The organism is Paenibacillus sp. FSL H3-0333 (assembly GCF_038002805.1).
GTDB classification, from domain to species: Bacteria; Bacillota; Bacilli; order Paenibacillales; family Paenibacillaceae; genus Paenibacillus_AQ; species Paenibacillus_AQ silagei.
Map to the genome: position 1 here is coordinate 5,869,261 of NZ_JBBODG010000001.1, position 15,141 is coordinate 5,884,401.

At 54.3% G+C, this 15,141-nt stretch carries 12 protein-coding genes and 1 riboswitch; of the genes, 2 read left to right on the top strand and 10 right to left on the bottom strand.

Features of this window, described 5'->3' with window-relative positions; all coding sequences use genetic code 11:
- Nucleotides 1-59 precede the first annotated feature (59 nt).
- From pstB to MHH78_RS25995, 4 genes are all read right to left on the bottom strand, one after another.
- A complete protein-coding gene (gene pstB, locus MHH78_RS25980; protein ID WP_036725565.1) occupies nucleotides 60-815 on the bottom strand; it encodes a phosphate ABC transporter ATP-binding protein PstB in 756 nt (251 codons plus the stop codon).
- A gap of 160 nt (nucleotides 816-975) precedes the next feature.
- The gene (locus tag MHH78_RS25985; protein ID WP_036725566.1) at nucleotides 976-1,704 is read right to left on the bottom strand and encodes a response regulator transcription factor; all 729 of its coding nucleotides are present in this window, start codon (nucleotides 1,702-1,704) and stop codon (nucleotides 976-978) included.
- 128 nt (nucleotides 1,705-1,832) lie between these two features.
- A complete protein-coding gene (pnpS, locus tag MHH78_RS25990; RefSeq protein WP_076082866.1) occupies nucleotides 1,833-3,626 on the bottom strand; it encodes a two-component system histidine kinase PnpS in 1,794 nt (597 codons plus the stop codon).
- A gap of 580 nt (nucleotides 3,627-4,206) precedes the next feature.
- Nucleotides 4,207-7,218, bottom strand: coding sequence for a carbohydrate binding domain-containing protein (locus MHH78_RS25995; protein ID WP_341169302.1), 3,012 nt, complete (start codon nucleotides 7,216-7,218; stop codon nucleotides 4,207-4,209).
- 323 nt (nucleotides 7,219-7,541) lie between these two features.
- Between MHH78_RS25995 and MHH78_RS26000 the strand changes: the two genes are divergently transcribed.
- Nucleotides 7,542-8,492 (top strand): hypothetical protein, encoded by a 951-nt coding sequence (locus tag MHH78_RS26000; protein WP_341170382.1) that lies wholly within the window; start codon nucleotides 7,542-7,544, stop codon nucleotides 8,490-8,492.
- 172 nt (nucleotides 8,493-8,664) lie between these two features.
- On the opposite strand, the gene MHH78_RS26005 is transcribed toward MHH78_RS26000, so the two are convergent.
- A complete protein-coding gene (locus MHH78_RS26005; protein WP_341169303.1) occupies nucleotides 8,665-10,368 on the bottom strand; it encodes a fumarate hydratase in 1,704 nt (567 codons plus the stop codon).
- A gap of 104 nt (nucleotides 10,369-10,472) precedes the next feature.
- On the opposite strand from MHH78_RS26005, the gene yfbR reads away from it, so the two are divergent.
- Nucleotides 10,473-11,117: a 5'-deoxynucleotidase gene (yfbR, locus tag MHH78_RS26010; protein WP_341169304.1), complete on the top strand. Its 645-nt coding sequence runs from the start codon at nucleotides 10,473-10,475 to the stop codon at nucleotides 11,115-11,117.
- Nucleotides 11,118-11,345: 228 nt separating this feature from the next.
- Here the strand turns inward: yfbR and thiH are convergent, their stop codons facing one another.
- From thiH to MHH78_RS26035, 5 genes are all read right to left on the bottom strand, one after another.
- Nucleotides 11,346-12,467 (bottom strand): 2-iminoacetate synthase ThiH, encoded by a 1,122-nt coding sequence (thiH, locus tag MHH78_RS26015; RefSeq protein ID WP_341169305.1) that lies wholly within the window; start codon nucleotides 12,465-12,467, stop codon nucleotides 11,346-11,348.
- A gap of 28 nt (nucleotides 12,468-12,495) precedes the next feature.
- Nucleotides 12,496-13,260: a thiazole synthase gene (locus MHH78_RS26020; RefSeq protein ID WP_341169306.1), complete on the bottom strand. Its 765-nt coding sequence runs from the start codon at nucleotides 13,258-13,260 to the stop codon at nucleotides 12,496-12,498.
- A gap of 30 nt (nucleotides 13,261-13,290) precedes the next feature.
- Complete coding sequence (thiS, locus tag MHH78_RS26025) at nucleotides 13,291-13,494, bottom strand: sulfur carrier protein ThiS (protein WP_341169307.1); 204 nt, start codon at nucleotides 13,492-13,494, stop codon at nucleotides 13,291-13,293.
- Complete coding sequence (locus MHH78_RS26030) at nucleotides 13,491-14,180, bottom strand: thiamine phosphate synthase (RefSeq protein ID WP_341169308.1); 690 nt, start codon at nucleotides 14,178-14,180, stop codon at nucleotides 13,491-13,493. The genes thiS and MHH78_RS26030 overlap by 4 nt, the downstream gene beginning before the upstream one ends.
- Nucleotides 14,181-14,300: 120 nt before the next feature.
- A riboswitch (TPP riboswitch) is annotated at nucleotides 14,301-14,404 on the bottom strand.
- Nucleotides 14,405-14,459: 55 nt separating this feature from the next.
- Entirely contained in the window at nucleotides 14,460-14,996 is a 537-nt protein-coding gene (locus MHH78_RS26035; RefSeq protein ID WP_341169309.1) for a hypothetical protein, read from the bottom strand.
- Between the last annotated feature and the right edge of the window lie 145 nt (nucleotides 14,997-15,141).

The following is a 15,141-nucleotide window of genomic DNA, read 5'->3' on the forward strand; positions in this document are numbered from 1 at the left end:
AAACATTTGGTCATATCGGGTGAACAAGAGTGAACCTAAGGCTTACGAATCAGTCATTCTTAGCCAAAGCGGCCGGAAATATAGTCTTCTGTGCGGGAATCCTTAGGGTTCGAGAACAGCAGCTCCGTGTCCGCAGCCTCCACAATAACACCGTTCAGGAAAAATACAGTGCGTCCCGATACCCGGGCGGCCTGATGCATATTATGCGTGACCATTACAATCGTATACTTATCCCGCAGCTCCTGGACCAGCTCCTCAATCTTGAGTGTGGACACCGGGTCTAGCGCTGAAGTCGCCTCATCCATCAGCAGAATATCCGGCTGTACGGCAAGGGCTCTGGCAATACAGAGACGCTGCTGCTGGCCTCCGGACAGACTTAAGGCCGACTTTTTGAGGAAATCCTTCACTTCCTCCCAGAGTGCAGACTGGCGCAGACTTTGCTCTACCAGGACATCCAGCTCGGCTTTGCTCTTCACACCGTGCAGACGCGGGCCATAAGCCACGTTATCATAGATCGACTTGGGAAAAGGATTGGGCTGCTGGAACACCATCCCCACCTGCTTGCGCAGACTCTCCACTTCAATCTCGTCGCTGTAGATGTTTTTGCCGCCGATATTCACTTTACCTTCAATACGTGTTCCGGGAATCATGTCGTTCATACGGTTAAGGGTACGCAGCAGTGTGGATTTCCCGCAGCCGGAAGGTCCGATAAACGCAGTCACCTGCTTCTCCGGAATCTGCAAATCCACCTTCTTCAGGGCATGGAATGACTCATAGTAGAGATCTAGCTTCTCTATGTCAATGATGGATTTCATTAGTTTCTGTTGTCTCCTTCTCATCATCTTCGTTCCCCATGATAAGCTTTCAGTGTAAATAGAGCTCCAGAGAATTGTTAACGCAGTGTAAAAATCCTTGTACAGTTAGACAATGCCGGAGGAGAAGAAGCTTATCTTGTGAGAAAAGAACACCGTCATGTTAAATGACCGGTGTTCTCTTCTTGTTGACAACCAGCTTGTAGCCCACGCCGCGAATGGAATCGATATGCACGGATTCAGGGTCAAGCTCCAGCTTCTTGCGCAGGGAGCTGACATGCACATCGACGGTACGCTGGCCTCCGATATAGTCGAAGCCCCAGACCGCATTCATCAGATCATCCCGTGTCAGGACAACGCCTGGCTTGCGGGCCAGATACAGCAGTACTTCAAATTCCTTCGGCCGCAGATTGATGCTCTGTCCGCCCAGCGAGACTTCATAACGCTCGGGGTAGATCTCCAGCTGTCCGAGAATAATCGTCGATGCAGACACCGCCGTCTCGGGCGGAGCTTCTTCGGCAATACCGGAGATCCGCCGCAGTACAGCGCTGACCCGCGCCAGCAGCTCGGATACGCCGAAGGGCTTCGTAATATAGTCATCCGCCCCGGACTTCAGCCCGCGGACGACATCCTCTTCAGCATTCTTGGCCGTCAGCACAATAACCGGTGTGCGGATGCCTTGTCCACGTAATTTATCCAGAATGTCAATGCCGTTCATGCCGGGCAGCATCAGATCCAGTACGATCAATTCAAAAGGTTCTCTAGTCGCACGGTCATATCCTGCCGTTCCATGATCCTCCACCGTCACCTCGTAGCCTTCCTGTGTCAGGTTGTACGACAGCAGCCGGGCCAGTGTCGGTTCGTCTTCAATGACAAGCAATCGTTGTGCCATAGGTTCCCCCGTCTTTTCATAGGTTATTAATTTTACAAAACTGCACACATGCACATCATAGCACCACAATGTTAACTTGGTGTAAAATCATAAATTTATTCTCTATTGATCCGTTATGATCCGCAGGGTTATAGATTCTCTTCCTGCAGCAGCGGCAGTTCAAGGATGAACGAGCTGCCGATGCCCAGATCGCTCTCAACGTTAATTGACCCGCGGTGCAGCTCAACCAGATGCTTCACGATGGATAGACCGAGGCCGGTTCCGCCGGAGCTTCTGGAGCGGGCTTTGTCCACCCGGTAAAAGCGTTCAAAGATCCGGGGCAGATCCTTGCGCGGAATCCCCATCCCCGTATCACTGACTGTAAAGCGTACGCTCTCGGTGCCATCCTTCTTCTGGATGCTCACTGCGGTGACTCTGACATTCCCCCCGTCCTGGGTGTAGTTGATCGCATTGGAGAGCAGATTCATGAAGATCTGGCGCAGCTTGTCTTCATCTCCCTCAATGAATAGCTCCGCAGGCACATCCGAGCTAAGTGTAATCTTCTTCTTCTCCGCAACCTTACTGAGCGTTTCCAGTACGGAGTCGAAGAATTCGATCAGATGAACCGGGGAGCATTCCAGCTGAACGCGTTTGGATTCGATTTTGGACAGCTCCAGGATGTCGCCGATCAGGCGGTTCAGCCGTTCATTCTCATCGTAAATAATCTGCAGGAACGAACGCGCCGTCTTCTCATCTGTAACGCCACCGCCGAGAAGGGTCTCGGCGAAGCCTTTTACCGCAGCGACAGGGGTCTTCAGCTCGTGGGAGACATTGGCGACGAATTCGCTGCGCATTTTCTCGAGCCTGCGGATCTCTGTAACCTCCTGAAGCAGGAACAGCATGCCCCGAGAACAGCCGTCCTGAATCATCGGCACCCCATCCAGACGCACAATCCGCTCCACCGGATTATAGATGCTGCGCTCCTCGTGAATAGGTTCACCTGCGGACACCCCATCATCAATTAGCCGGGTAAGCTCATAATGATGCTTAATCTCCTTGTAGGAATGTCCGGTCATCTCGCTGTGCTTCACATCGAGCAGCCGTTCGGCGGCCCGGTTAAGCAGGGCAATCTCCCCTTCAGCGTTAATCATCACGATCCCGCCGGTCATATTGTCGAGTACGCTCTGCAGCAGGTCCTCATTGTCGCGGATGGTCTTCAGCTGGGCCTGGAGACTGTCGGCCATCGCGTTGATGGCTGTTGCCAGCTGGCCGATCTCATCCTTGCGCTTCATGGGCACCCGGGCATCGTAATCGAGATCAGTAATCCGCCGCGCCACTCTGGTGATCTGCTCCAGCGGTGAGGTCATACTGGAAGCCACCTTGTAGCTCACCAAGGTTGCGGCAATGAACAGCAGCACCAGCCCCCCTGCCATGATCATCCACGCCCGGTTCAGTCCTTCGGATACGGTATCGAGCCCCATCGACAGCCGGATATACCCGTCAAAGCCCTGATCGGAGGACACGGAACCCGCCACATACATCATTTCACGGTCTAATGTATCGCTGTAACGGATCGCCCGGCCAATCCCTTCCTTCGCAGCCAGCAGCTCCTCTTCGCGGGTAGAGTGGTTGTCCATCTCACGCGGATTCTTCTCCGAGTCCCCAATGACCCGGCCTTGCTTCGTAATGAAGGTGACACGTGATCCGGTCAAGACGGATATCCTCTCTGCCTGTTCTGTATAGTAGTTCAGGGCATCCGGGCTGCTGGTATCCATGAATGAGAAGGTGCCGGAGAGCAGCTTTATTTCCCGGGACATGTTCTCTTCCAGCACGGAAATATGCGAGTCCTTGAACAGCTGAGCCATGGTGATCCCGGCCCCGGTCATTGATATTCCTATCAGTGCCATAAGTATGATGGTAAGTCGAATGCGGAATGGTTTCATCTGCGGCGGTCCTCTTCCCTCGTGTTTATGTCCATGAGAACACTCTACCTGCATTTTCGGCAAAATACCAGTTCTAGCGGCGATTATCAACGGGGTGTAAAATGTGGGCTCAGCGGGATGCGAGGGCTGGGAGGAAGCGCCAGGGAGGATTGGGATATTAAGTCGAGGGAGGAGCGGTGTGGGAGTTCTAATGGACGCTCCGCAAACGGACCGTTGTTCCGATCGCTGTTGTGTCCAGATTTTTATTATTTTTACCTGATCGGTGAAAATCCGGACACAAAGGCGAACGCTACCGCTTCTCCACAATCAGTCCGCCCGCTGCGCTGTTTGAGAGTGGGAATTACAGTAAACCTTGTATACCTCAAACCCCCGCATACATTTAGCTCGTGCACCCTCGCTCCAGCGCATTGTAATCGGTTTTTCGATTACATTTGGTCCGCTCACCCTGCCGCTGCGCATTGTGATCGGTTTTTCGATTACATTTGATCCGCTTACCTCACCAACCAGAAAACGCCCTCCTAAATGGCGACCGCACCATTTAGAAAAGGCGTTACTGCTAGTTACTTACAAGCTACAAGTGCTACTGATCCTTCCAACGCTGCACACTTAGCGTCACTGTCTGTGCTCCGCCTGTCGGCGTAAGCGAACGGTTCGCAATATCTGCTCCGCTGGATGCGGTCTCTACCGTGCCCCAGCTTCCGCGCGTCAGCTTATACGTCACGGCGCTGCCTGCCGGAAGGCTCAAGGTGATGGAATAGACGCCGTCACTGCCACGGGTCAGCAGGTAGGCTGCATCTGCCGCATTCCAGCTGTTGAACGAACCCGTCAGATAGACCGGAGCATTCGCTGGAGTCGAGCCCGGAACGCTCACCCGGAAGGTTACGCTATCCGCCTGCGGTTCCCCGGAGGTCAAGCTTCCCCCAACCAGACTGGAGCTACCGGTGCCAAAATGATAGTTATTCCCGCCATTGTTATCCCAGGTGCCGCTGCCGTTATTGAAGGCTGCGGTCAGGCCTGTGGCGCTGCCGAGCGGAATGATAATGGCTTTGTAGCCGCTGTAAGTAGAGGCCTGCATCTGCACACCCGGTGAAGTCGTCCAGGTGGTTGCCCCGTCCAGCTTGTAATGGATATACGAATTGCTGAAGGCCGTATTCTTGTAATAGATCGTCGCGGTGTTGCCCGCCGGAGTGGCGGTTGGCACAGGTGTCGCCGTTGGCGCTACGGTCGGTGATGCTGTTGGAGTTGCGGTCGGCGCTACAGTTGCTGTAGCAGTCGGTGCTACGGTTGGTGCCACCGTAGGCGTCACGGTCGGTGTCGCTGTTGGTGCTACGGTTGGTGTAGCCGTCGGCGTTGCCGTTGGCGTCACCGGACCGCCTGCCTGGATATTGCCTGTAGGCGTATAGGTCCAGGTACCGGTGCCGAACAGATAATTACTGCCGCCATTGCTGTCCCAGGTGCCGCTGCCGTTATTGAAGCAGGCTTCGAGCTGGGTGGCTGCGCCGATGTTAATGGTGATTTTGTTATAGCCCGCTACCTCAGCGGCTGGAATAGCCACACCCGGAGATGTCGTCCAAGTCCCGCCCACTGGGCGGTAATGAATGTACGGATTGATGTAGCCCTGCTTGTAGTAGATTGTCACACTGTTACCGGCAGGGGTAACGATCAGAGCGGCTGCGCTGAAGGCCGACAGATTCATGGCGGCATCATACGCTTTTACCGTATAAGAATAATTAGTGCTGCCTACAAGTCCGTTATCTGTAAAAGAGGTCGTAGCCGAAGTCCCGATCTTCACTCCATTGCGGTAGATTTCGTACCCGCTCACCCCGACATTATCGGTGGACGCTGACCAGGACACCAGCGCGCTGGAGGCATTCTGTACAGTTGCCGTTACATTTCCCGGAACACTTGGTGCCTGCGTATCGGTTACCGGCTGTGTTTTGGAGTAGATTTTGGCCGAATTGGCGCCCAGGGTAATTGTAATTTGCTTACCAGTGACACCGCCCGCCTGCACGGTCACAGTATCGGAGGGGTTCAACTGGTTCACCAGAACCGTACCTGCGGTTAGTGTGCTTTCGGCGCGCAGCGGCAGCGTTACCGTCTGTGATCCGCCGGATGCATTACTGAATGCGGAGATGACCTCCTGGCCGACATTCGTTCCGCTGTCAATCCGCCGGGAGAAGGCGTACAGATTCTGTGCGGACCACATTTCGCGCTGGGTGCCGGTGCGCAGGGCCGGGTTGTTTTTGCGGATCTCATTGAGCTTGGCTACATGCTTGAAGGTACTGGCATTCTCATTGAAATAATTCTCCAGCACATTGCCGCTTGCATCCCGCTTCACCATCGACCAGCGGTTCCACGTATCAGCGATGCCGCCCGTCATGATCTGCCCGTTGCCATTGCCCTTGTTCTGCTCCGTTCCCTGGAAGACCACAGGCGTTCCGCGCACGGTGAAGATAAAGGACAAAGCATTCTGCAGCTTCTCAACACTGCCCCCGGCCTCGGTCAGGAAGCGGTTGCGGTCATGATTGTCGATGAAGGTAACCATATGGTTGGCGTTGCCGCCGTAGTAGGAGTCTTGAGCCAGGGTGCCTTTAATATTTGCGTCAAAAGACTGCCCGTACGCGAAGCTGTTCAGCACGGAGAAGAACAACGGGAAGTCGAGCATCCCCCACTCCTTATTGGTACCGACCCAGCGGGAGACGAATTCGGCATTGCCGTCGAAATTCTCCCCAAAAGTGTTCACGCCCAGCAAATTTTGCAGCTCGCCGATATCGGTCGGCTTCATCAGCTTGGCCGCATCGACCCGGGCGCCGTCTGCTCCCGTATAGTCAAACCAGCCCTTGATCGAGCTGAAAATGGCCTGCTTGGCGGCAGGAACATCGAAGTCGATATCATCCAGACCGCCCAGATCATGATTCTCGAGATAATCCTGGGCCCACTGATCGTACCGTCCATCGGCAAGAGACCAGTTAATGTCACCATTATGGTGATACCAGGCCGGATTATTGAACGGGGCCGCAGGCTGCAATGACGGGATATCATAATACGCCTGGGTGCCCAGCATATAATCGCCGATGTGATTAGGCACGACGTCGATAATGACCTTGATCCCGAGCGCATGTGCGGAGTCTACAAGCTCTTTCAGCTTTTCTTTGGTGCCGAAGTAAGGGTTGGCCTTGTTCGGATCTTTGACATTGTAGCCGTGGTAGGCAGTGTTCTTGCCTGTACCGTTGTTCTCACGGTTAGTCATCTGGGGCTCGGCTACCGGTGAGATCCAGATCGCGGTATAGCCCATATTGTGAATATACGGGAGCTTGTCAATGACCCCCTGCCAGTCCCCGCCCTTCATATACCGGAAGTCCTCCTCCGAGTTCTCCCCGTAGCGGATAGCCGCGCCTGTTGCATTATTGGAAGAATCCCCGTCATGGAAGCGGTCAACCATAATCTGATAAATCGTGTCATTCTCGGTTACTGTACCAATACTCGCTGCTTCAGCCCTGGACGGGGGCAGAACGAACATGCTCATCGCGATTGACAGTATCATAGATGTGATTAGAACGGGAACAAGTAGGCGTGTACGTTTACTTTTCATTCCTCATCTCCCTCTCATGTAAACCGAATGCAATACACTTTCAGTAACGAATAAGCTGCCGTCAATAACTCCAATCTTTTTAACATAGGGAAACCGGTTTCCCCACTAAAAATTAACATGTCCATGTATGCGCTGTCAAGACATATAATTTATAACTTCCACAAGCCGCATCCTATAGGAGCTGCCGACTCTGCAAAACATGAAAAAAATATTATTCGGCACAGCTGAATAGCTGTAGGTGCTTTTCAGGAAGCGGTTGCCTCCAAAAAATATAGTGTTAGACTGATAAATAAAAATGCTGCAATTATAAGGGGAGCGATATTATAATGAGCCCATCCATTCTGCGGGACGGATTAAGAATCATCTCTTCATGTAAAAAAGACACAGGGGATATCTGGCAGGCTCACTTTGGTGCTGCCGCTATTGGCAGTTATTTTTTTATTAAAACGAATAATCCGGCACCAGAGCTTGCCCGACTTGTAGCTTTGCAGACCGAAGCGATGATCCAAAGGATAATTGGGGAGAACGGCATACAACATCGTACCGGCTGTGACGAGCAGCTAGCTGTAACTGCCATACTTGAGGCCCTCGATACAACGATTGATGAGTTACACTGGGTTGGTCATAATGTGATTTACAGCGCATCGTGTCTGCTCTCCATCCAGGAACTTAAGGGCTGGGGAAGTACGGAGGATCTTGCAGGAATAACCGATCTTATCCGCTCGTTTGAGCGGACAATTCCGGGGCGGTCATGGATTGGCTTCTCTGCTTCCGAGGTGAAGAGGATGGAGGTTACAGACGAGGACGGCTTTCCGGTCATCTCGACGCCCGGCGAGCTTTCTTCGCTTGTGCTGGAAGAATTAGCTCATTTCCCTGTCATTTACCGGGCAGAAGCACATCATGATCTGATCGGTCATATGCTGACTTTCTCCCACGCGTTAAACATCCTGTATGACCTTGGCCATGTCTCTTTTTTTCAAAGAGGGTTACCGCCTTTAATGAAATTGATTAAAGTTCTGCGCCAAAGCCGTAACCTTGTACCTGGAGAACCCGTCAAGCTGGTTTCACCTGTCGATCATTTGCCCCTGAAGCCGGCTGAGCGTGCGGACGTATTGCCGACCGACATTAAGTTTTGGCAAAAGGACTATAGCGGGCAGGATTGGGATTATGGTCACGTGTTTAAATTCACCCATAGCTTCTATGACCATTTGCAGCGTGTAGAGCACAAGAAAGAGTCGTATATTGAAAAATTCCGGTATACGCTAATTCAATAAGCAGAAACGGCTGCACTGCTCATTTACAGGACAGCGTTCGTATCAGCGGGAAATTAAGGATAAGTTATTGTGTACAACCTATAAATTCATATATTTTAAATTTAAAAACAGCGTCAGTCTATGGACATTACTCTCGTCCATGACTGACGCTGTTTCTTTGTTTGAGGTCCTGTTACTTAAACACCGGTTCCCGGAACTGGGCCAGCTTGGCGGCGGAATCCTTCTCGACATCGGCATGCAGGCTGTTGCCGTGGGCATCCATGGTCACAATTGCTGCGAAGCCGTCCACCTGTAAATGCCACATCGCTTCAGGAATACCGAATTCCATGAAGTCTACCGCGTTGACCTTCTTGATACATTCTGCGTAATACTGCGCTGCACCGCCGATTGCGTTAAGGTAGACCGCGCCGTGCTCCCCTAAGGCTTTTAGGGTCTTGGGTCCCATACCGCCTTTGCCGATTACGGCGCGGATACCGAACTTCTTAATAATATCGCCCTGATACGGCTCCTCGCGGATACTGGTCGTCGGGCCAGCCGCCTTCACATGCCAGCCTTCATCATCCTTCAGCATGACCGGGCCACAGTGATAGATGACGGCACCGTTCAGATCGACAGGGGTGTCGTGATCCATGAGGTATTTGTGCAGGGCATCTCGGCCGGTGTGCATCTCGCCGGAGAGGATCACCACATCGCCGACGCGCAGGCTGCGGATATCCTCCTCGCTGATCGGTGTGGTCAGGCGGATCTCGCGCGAGCCACCTGAGCCGGCGGAAGCTGCCGCAGCCGGTTCAGATGCTGCCCCATTCCCTGAGACGGCCGCAGCCGAAGCTGCTTCACCCGTCCCGGATACAATAGCCGGTGCCGCAGGAATCGTAGCATCCTCTGGCACCACGCCGGAAGCTATCCGTTCTGCCGCAGCTATACCCACAGGTTCAGCAACTGGCTGCGGTGCAGCTTCCCCCTCGACAGATATCCCGGTGCCGCTCTCATACAGCCAATCCTGAATGTCACCAGTAGCCGGATGAACCAGAATGCCCTGGCGGCGGAAGGCCCAGCAGTTATAGGCTACAGAGACAAAGAAGCTGGCAGGCAGCCGGTTCATGACCCCGATTTTGCAGCCCAGCAGCGTCACTTCACCGCCGAAGCCCATGGTGCCGATTCCGAGCTTGTTGGCATTCTCCATAATGTAATGCTCCAGCTTGCCCAAATCTTCATTAGGATTCACATCCTCAACCTTGCGGAACAGCTGCTTCTTCGCCAGCTCATAGCCCGTGGTACGGTCGCCGCCAATGCCTACACCAATGAATCCTGCGCTACAGCCTTGGCCCTGCGCCTGGTACACGGAATGCAGGATGCACTTGCGGATACCGTCGAGGTCGCGTCCGGCTTTGCCGAGTCCCTCCAGCTCTGCCGGAAGGCTGTACTGGATGTTCTTATTCTCGCAGCCGCCGCCCTTCAGAATCAGCCGGACATCAATGCTCTCTTCCTCCCACTGCTCGAAGTGAATCACCGGAGTCCCTGCCCCCAGATTATCCCCGCTGTTCTCGCCGGTTAGCGAATCCACGGAATTGGGCCGCAGCTTCCCGTTCTTCGTAGCGCGGATAATTGCGCTGTGAATATCCTTCTTCATCTCTATCTGATTCACGCCCACCGGCGTATGAATGATAAAAGTCGGCATCCCCGTATCCTGGCAGATCGGCGATATTTGCTGCTCCGCCATTCCGATATTCTGCGCTATCGTGGTTAGTGCCAGTCCGGAGCGTGTCGCCCGGTCTTCCAGCGCCCGCCCTCTGGCCACTGCCCGGCGCACATCGCCCGGCAGGTTCGTGGAGGTCTCTACAATCAAATTATAAATGCTCTCTTCAAAATGCTGCATCTTCCTTCAGTCTCCTCTCCATCTGGTTCAAGCGGCCCTAACTCTGGTACAATTAGTTACTATAATAGCACAATAAGCTGCTCATGAAAGGGGTTACTTCAAAATTGAACTACCATTTCTCCGCCTATCTCTACCGGCTGCAATATATCCAGCGCTGGAGCCTCATGCGCAGCACCGCCCCGGAGAACGTGGCGCAGCATTCGTTCCAGGTCGCCCTGCTGGCGCACATGCTGTGCACCATCGGCAATGCCCATTTCGGCCGGTCGCTGAACGCCGACCGCGCATCCACGATGGCGCTGTTCCACGACGCCACCGAGGTCTTCACCGGTGACATCGCCACGCCGGTGAAGCATAACAACTCGCGTCTGCTGTCCAGCTTCCGCGAGATGGAGCAGGTGGCCGCCGACCGGCTGGCGGCCATGATCCCGCCGGAGCTGAGCGCAGTCTATGCGCCGCTCCTGCAACCGCACACCAGCCCGCCCGGCTCCGAGGATGCCGGACTGCTCCGCTACGTCAAGGCCGCGGATGTGCTGGACGCTTACCTGAAATGCGTCTGGGAGGTCGCCGCAGGCAACCGCGAATTCGCCGCTGCCAGGGAGCAGACTGCCGCGAAGCTGCATGTACTGGAAATGCCTGAGATGGATTATTTCCTTAAACACATGGCTCCGGGCTTCGAGATGTCGCTGGACGAGCTGACTTCCAGTGCGAGTCAGGGACAGTCTGCCGGACAGCCTGAATCTACAGAGTAGATAGAGTACGTTCCGGCCCACGTGCCTTCACTATAGAAGGAGAAGTCAGCACGCGTAGCCTATAACCCTTATACAATGCAAATAACCCGCCATGGCGGGTTATTTGCATATGGTCAGCTTAAGTTAGACTCCTCGGTTAGTCTGATCAGGTTAAGTTAAGCTCGGTTTGCCTAGTCTGGTTAAGTTACATTCAGTTTGGACACATCCAGCTAAGCCAAATCAGCTTGCCTACCTCAACCCAAGCGGCTCGGACAGGATATCCCAGTCCTTGAATACCGGCTGGAGTCCTTGCGAGCGCAGCATCTCGGCCATCTGGTTCACGCTGCGGTTGTCCGAGATTTCAAACTGCGGCGTTCCCCCTTCCAGAGAATGTCCGCCCACTTCGGTGGATACCCCTGCGGACATCTTCGTGATGCCGAGCTGGACCAGATGATCGCGCAGAGCGGCAGGCTCGCGTGTGGACAGCGAGATGCCGGAGCGCGGCAGAAATAGGCGGTAGGCCAGAATAATCTGCACCAGCGCACGGTCGGTTACATCGCTTGCGGGATTGAATTCGCCTAAGTAAGGCCGGAACCGGGGAGTCGACAGCCCGATTTCGCATTCCGGGTACTTGTCCTGCAAATATCTCGCATGCAGCGCAGTGGCCAGCGCCTCCTGGCGCCATTCGTACATGCCAAGCAGGGCTCCGATATTCACCGAACGGAACCCGGCTTGACAGCCCCGTTCGGGAGCGTCCAGACGGTTGCGGTAGACGCGTTTGGGTCCTTTTACATGCAGCGCACGATAAGTCTCCTGATGGTAGACCTCCTGATAGAGCGTCAGACCGTCCACGCCAGCTTCTCTGAGCTCAGCATATTCTGCTGTCGAGAGCGGATTCACTTCAATGCTGACGGAGGAAAAATAGCGGCGCAGCACATTCACGCAGTCCCTCACATAGCCGGCCGGACTGTCCTTCCGGGATTCTCCGGTCAGAATCAGAATGTGGCGCAGGCCTGTGGCTGCGATGGTCTCCGCTTCCCGGGCGACCTGCTCCAGCGTCAGTTTTTTGCGCGGAAAATCATAAATAGAACTGAAGCTGCAATACGTGCAGTGATTCACGCAATAATCAGCCAGGTACATCGGTGTAAACAGTTGCATCACATGGCCGAAATGCGTACGCGTTAAGCGGTGCGCCTTCTGCGCCATCTCCTCCAGATAAGGCTCCGCTGCCGGTGACAGCAGGGCCATCAGCCCCTCTTCATCGACCTGCTCTGCACGAAGCGCACGCTTCACATCCTCTGCCGTATACCGGCTCCATAGCGCCGCATAAGGAAGCTGCTCCAGCCGGGTCATCGTCTCATAAAAGCTCATAACCGTTCTCTCCTCCCTATTCCATCTGTTAGGCCAAGAACCCGGTCAACGGTGAAGAGGCTGCCGCCGTCTCCTCTACGGGCCCCAGTCCAGCGAGATAAGCCTTGCGCCCTGCAGCTACCGCGTCACGGAAGGCTTCTGCCATCAGCAGCGGATCTGAGGCGGTGGCAATCGCTGTATTGAGCAGGACCGCTGCGGCCCCCATCTCCATTGCCTCGGCCGCCTCGGACGGTCTGCCGATTCCGGCATCCACGATCACCGGCAGCTCCGTCTCGGAGATCAGAATGCGGATCAGCTCCTTGGTCTGCAGCCCGCGATTGGACCCGATCGGCGCTCCCAGCGGCATCACGGCCGCAGCCCCCGCTGCCTTCAGCCGCAGGGCGGCGGACAGGTCAGGACTCATGTACGGAAGCACCACGAAGCCCTCTGCTGCCAGGATCTCGGTCGCCCGGATGGTCTCGGTATTATCCGGCAGCAGATATTTCTGGTCGTTGATGACCTCAATCTTCACCCAGTTCCCCAGCCCCGCCGATCTCGCCAGCCGGGCAATCCGTACTGCTTCCTCTGCGGTGCGCGCACCGGAGGTATTAGGCAGTAAGGTCATATGGGAAGGAATATGGCTGACAATATTGTCACTGCTCTCCGGGTCCACCCGGCGCAGAGCAACGGTAATGACCTGTGAGCCTGATCGCGTAATCACCTCGGGAATGAGGGTGTTGCGGCTGTATTTTCCGGTACCAATGAACAGTCTGCTGGTTAGAGTCACTCCGCCAATCATCAATGGGTCTTGCATGTTAACGCCTCCTGGGATAAGTCTTCGTGTTCAGCCTCCGCCTACAAAATGAACCAGCTCCACCCGGTCCCCCTCACTGAGCAGTGTCTCTCCATAAACCTCTCTGCCAGCAAGCTCACCATTCAGCTCGACAATCACCAGCTTACCGGCCCACTCTGGCCGGGCCAGCAGATCCTCCAGTGTCCGGCAGCTCTCTTCGATTCTTTGCCTCTTCCCGTTAACGGTCACATTCATTCCTGTTCACCTCCTGCTGTGCCCTGTGTTTGAGCCATATCCAGCGCTTCAGCCAGCTCTGCTGCCCTGTGGACCGCTGCCCTGTGGACCGCTTCCCTGTAAGCCCGGGCCGCTGCAACCGGGTCCGGGGCTCCACAGATCCCCGACATGACAGCAATGCCAGCCGCCCCTTGGGCCAGCACCACTCCGGCATTGTCCGGGGTAATCCCTCCAAGCGCAATCAGCGGGATGCGGCTCCAGCGGACGGCCTCTGCCAGCTGCGCAAGTCCGCGTGCCTGCTGTCCGGGCTTACAGGCCGTCGGAAATACATGCCCGTAGAGGCAGAAGTCTGCTCCCTGCCTTCCAGCCTCCGCCGCCTCTTCCCGCGAGTGTACCGATCTGCCGATCCGCAGGTCCGGTGCAAGGCCGCGCACTGCGGCTGGAGGAAGACTGTGCCAGGCTAACTGTACACCGCCTGCCCCGGCGGCCAGGGCAACATCGATCCGGTCATTAATGACCAGCTTCGAAGGCGGAACCCCGGCCTGAAGCATCTGCTGCGCCGCCGCCAGCAGTTCGCGGGCGGACATGGCTTTTTCGCGGAGATGGATATAATCCACTATAGAATGTACCGCCACGGCCCAGTCGGCCAGCGCTTCAGGCGGCAGCCGCCCGTCTGAGATGACATGAATTTCGTGCAACACGTCCACCTTCCTCTCCTCAGCGCTACGCTGATCCCTACCTCCAAACACAAAAAAGACCGCTCCCCGTAAAGGAAGCAGTCTGGAATAAAAGCAGGAATACCGGTACTAGCCGTATACCCCCGCTGCATTATTCGTTCTCCACTTCCCTACGCTGGTATAAACCAGATCAGGTTCAAAGGGTCCGGACAACTTACGCCCGTCTCAGCCTTGCGGCTCCCCTAGTGATCGTTCTATGCGGTTGTTTCGTCTTGCTTGTTGTATATTAGCATATTATTTCTGTCAGGGCTATTCTTTCGTAGATTTTACTTCAATTACAAAAACCACGGATGAACTCCCTTCTGAAAATTTACCATCCTCGGTTGTCCAGAATGCTGATATGCCGTAGTAATAAACGCCATGTTCTTTTGGAGCATTAAAAGAGCCGTTCTTCAATGGAATTTGCACTTCTTTATCATCGACAAATTGCTGAACGGTTAACCCGCCGGGTGCCGGTTTATAAGTAAAAGCAACATCAATCCCCCCCTCAGGGGCTATAACAGTGGGAGTAACCCCCTGTACCATGGATTGTCCTCCTGTATAATCCGCACATCCTAATTTTCCCCAGCAATAGCTGCCTTGGGTAACCGGAATTTGGGTTTTTCCGGAAGTAACAAGGGGTAGCGGTGGCGATTCCTGTGTAATTCTAATCTCAATGCTTTTTGCATTTCCTTCCAATCTTGTATTTGCCACAAGTCTCCCTGCAAAAGGAGTCAAATAAATGAACACTACCAGAAAAACTAAAATCCCCGCTGCAGATAGAATGAATCCTTTTTTTCTAAGCATCCCAATCCCCTTTCATATCAAATTATCTAAATAGACGGAAATATATTGTAATAGTTACAAGCGCTGAAAAAAAGCCTGCCGGCAAGCGGTTAGGCTTTTTTAAAATAGAATTTATATGTTGCACACGAATCTGCATCCAGATCTT

Excerpts from the sequence above, each read along its gene's own strand:
- pstB (WP_036725565.1), bottom strand. The coding sequence starts at position 815 with ATGAAATCCATCATTGACATAGAGAAGCTAGATCTCTACTATGAGTCA.
- MHH78_RS25985 (WP_036725566.1), bottom strand. The coding sequence starts at position 1,704 with ATGGCACAACGATTGCTTGTCATTGAAGACGAACCGACACTGGCCCGG.
- pnpS (WP_076082866.1), bottom strand. The coding sequence starts at position 3,626 with ATGAAACCATTCCGCATTCGACTTACCATCATACTTATGGCACTGATA.
- MHH78_RS25995 (WP_341169302.1), bottom strand. The coding sequence starts at position 7,218 with ATGAAAAGTAAACGTACACGCCTACTTGTTCCCGTTCTAATCACATCT.
- MHH78_RS26005 (WP_341169303.1), bottom strand. The coding sequence starts at position 10,368 with ATGCAGCATTTTGAAGAGAGCATTTATAATTTGATTGTAGAGACCTCC.
- thiH (WP_341169305.1), bottom strand. The coding sequence starts at position 12,467 with ATGAGCTTTTATGAGACGATGACCCGGCTGGAGCAGCTTCCTTATGCG.
- MHH78_RS26020 (WP_341169306.1), bottom strand. The coding sequence starts at position 13,260 with ATGCAAGACCCATTGATGATTGGCGGAGTGACTCTAACCAGCAGACTG.
- thiS (WP_341169307.1), bottom strand. The coding sequence starts at position 13,494 with ATGAATGTGACCGTTAACGGGAAGAGGCAAAGAATCGAAGAGAGCTGC.
- MHH78_RS26035 (WP_341169309.1), bottom strand. The coding sequence starts at position 14,996 with ATGCTTAGAAAAAAAGGATTCATTCTATCTGCAGCGGGGATTTTAGTT.